2 protein-coding genes and 1 pseudogene are annotated in these 2606 nt (G+C 37.5%); 2 read left to right on the top strand and 1 reads right to left on the bottom strand.

Annotated features, from left to right (window positions below; all coding sequences use genetic code 11):
- A pseudogene (locus RT405_RS09180) lies at nt 1-258 on the bottom strand (hypothetical protein); the annotation flags it as partial.
- Between the two features lie 227 nt (nt 259-485).
- On the opposite strand from RT405_RS09180, the gene RT405_RS09175 reads away from it, so the two are divergent.
- Nucleotides 486-1532, top strand: a complete 1047-nt coding sequence (locus RT405_RS09175) for an aspartate-semialdehyde dehydrogenase (RefSeq protein ID WP_313469218.1) — start codon at nt 486-488, stop codon at nt 1530-1532.
- Nucleotides 1533-1572: 40 nt separating this feature from the next.
- Nucleotides 1573-2451 (top strand): 4-hydroxy-tetrahydrodipicolinate synthase, encoded by an 879-nt coding sequence (dapA, locus tag RT405_RS09170; RefSeq protein WP_313469217.1) that lies wholly within the window; start codon nt 1573-1575, stop codon nt 2449-2451.
- The last annotated feature ends 155 nt before the right edge of the window (nt 2452-2606 follow it).

Below are 2606 nucleotides of genomic sequence, written 5' to 3'. Positions count from 1 at the left end.
CCCTAAGTAACTATAAGCCTCTACTTCTACTTTAGCTCCTTGATAAAAAATAATAGCGGTAGAAGAGCTTGTTCCAACAGGCTCAAAGTAAACAACATCTTGTGTTTCGTGAACGCTATAATTGGAATGAGTTGTGGCAGCTTGAAGAGCTTGTGACGTGGGAGTGTAGGTCAGCGTATTCAGTGAAAACAACATAATAAACGATAAACTGGCGAGCAATAAAAGAACGACTAAACCTAACTTTTTCTTTTTTTTCATCTTTTCTCCTTTCTGATCTCCGCAATAAACGAGGCTTTGAACAGTTTATTTATTTTAACACATAATGAAATAATTTTGTCTTTGAAAAAAGAAGAAAAGGGGGGAATAATCTTGTTTTGTATGATTTCTTTGCTATTTGTGCTAAAATATATATTGGCTACTTTTGTAAAGGAATTGACTAAATAGTAAGTTAGATAAATGAAAAGATTTGTGAAGGAGATTATTTAATGAGTGGATATACTATTGCCGTAGTGGGCGCAACTGGAGCAGTCGGAACAAAAATGATTGAAATGTTAGAAAGTACAACTTTACCCATTCAACAGGTAAAGTTGCTGGCATCAAAACGTTCAGCTGGGAAAAAGCTACAGTTTAACAATACAGAGTTAGTTGTCGAAGAGACCACAGCCGAAGCATTTGAAGGCGTAGACATCGCTTTATTTAGTGCTGGAGGAAGTATTTCAAAACAATTTGCACCTGAAGCAGTTAAAAAAGGAGCGATTGTTATAGATAATACAAGTGCTTACCGCATGGATCCAGAGGTTCCTTTAGTGGTTCCCGAAGTTAATGCGGAAGCAGTGAGGAACCATAAGGGAATTATTGCTAATCCTAATTGCTCTACCATTCAAATGATGGTAGCTTTGCAACCCATTCGTGAAAAGTATGGGTTGAATCGGATCATCGTTTCAACTTATCAAGCAGTCAGCGGTGCTGGAGCAGCAGCTGTCGATGAAATGAAAGAACAGGCTCAACAAATGTTAAATAACGAAGCTTATGAAGCTGCCATTTTACCGTCTGGTGGCGATAAAAAACATTACCCTATTTCTTTTAATGTTTTGCCGCAAATCGATTTATTTACAGAAGGCGGTTATACCTATGAAGAATGGAAAATGATCAACGAAACGAAAAAAATCATGTCTGATGAAAATATCAAAATTTCAGCTACTTGCGTGCGTGTTCCGGTAATTTCCGGTCATTCAGAGTCTATTTATATTGAAGTTTTAGATAAGTCAGCTTCTGTTTCTGGCATTCAAAACCTATTGCGGACAGCACCTGGGGTAAGTTTACAAGATGATCCAACTGTTCAATTATATCCAACACCGCTTGCAGCAGAAGGAAAAAAAGAAACGTTTGTGGGTAGGATTAGAAAAGATATAGATGAAGAAACAGGGTATCATATGTGGGTCGTTTCAGATAATTTGCTTAAGGGAGCAGCTTGGAATTCAGTCCAAATAGCTGAAACGTTGCATAAACTTAATTTAGTAACTGAAAAATAGGGCGGACAATACTGTTGTTTTGAAAGAGAAGGTGTATTTTATGGATTTGAAAAAAGCGAGAATCATTACGGCAATGGCAACACCGTTTGATGATAAAGGGCAATTAGATTTCACCAAATTGAAAGCTTTGATCAATTATCTCTTAGCAAATGGGAGTGAGGGCTTAGTTGTTGGAGGAACCACAGGAGAATCTCCTACCTTATCCCATCAAGAAAAACTAGATTTATATAAAAAAACAGTTGAGCTGGTAGATGGACGGGTTCCTCTTATTGCAGGAACAGGTTCAAACAATACAGCTGAAACAATTTCTTTTACAAAAGAGGTAGAAAAAATTCAAGGTATTGATGCTGTTTTAGTTGTTGCGCCTTATTACAACAAACCTAATCAAGCAGGGATATATGCTCATTTTGAAGCTGTCTCTCAAAATACAGATATGCCCATTATCATATATAACGTTCCTGGTCGGACAAGTGTTGTTATCGACCCGGAAACAACTGTTCGTTTATCGTCACTAGATAACATTATAGGGGTAAAAGATTGTTTGGGAATGGATGCATTAAGTTACATTGTTGAACAAGCAAATGAGGACTTTTTAGTTTATTCAGGCGAAGATAATTTGGCTTTTCCAGCTAAATGCGTAGGAGCAACAGGAATCATTTCAGTTGCCAGCCATATTATTGGGAAAGAAATGGCAGATATGTACGATTTGCTTGCAGCAGGAAAGGTCGATCAAGCTGCTGAGAAACATCGCAAGTTGCTGCCTAAAATGAATAGCTTATTTACAGTACCTTCTCCAGCTCCAGTCAAGATGGCTTTGAACCATTTAGGAATAGATACAGGCGATGTGAGGTTGCCGCTGGTGGCCTGCACACAAGAAGAAAAGCAGAAAATATTAGAGAGTTTACAGTTGAAAAATTAGCAAAAATGAAAAGAAAGAAATAGAGGTGAAGAAATGAGTGACATTAAAATTATTCCATTAGGCGGCGTGCGTGAAAACGGAAAAAACATGTACGTTATTGAAGTGGATGAAGAAATTTTTGTTTTAGACTGTGGGTTAATGTACCCAGAGACAGA

The organism is Carnobacterium sp. (genome assembly GCF_032094055.1).
Lineage (GTDB): Bacteria > Bacillota > Bacilli > Lactobacillales > Carnobacteriaceae > Carnobacterium_A.
This window is presented reverse-complemented; position numbering and strand designations above follow the sequence as displayed.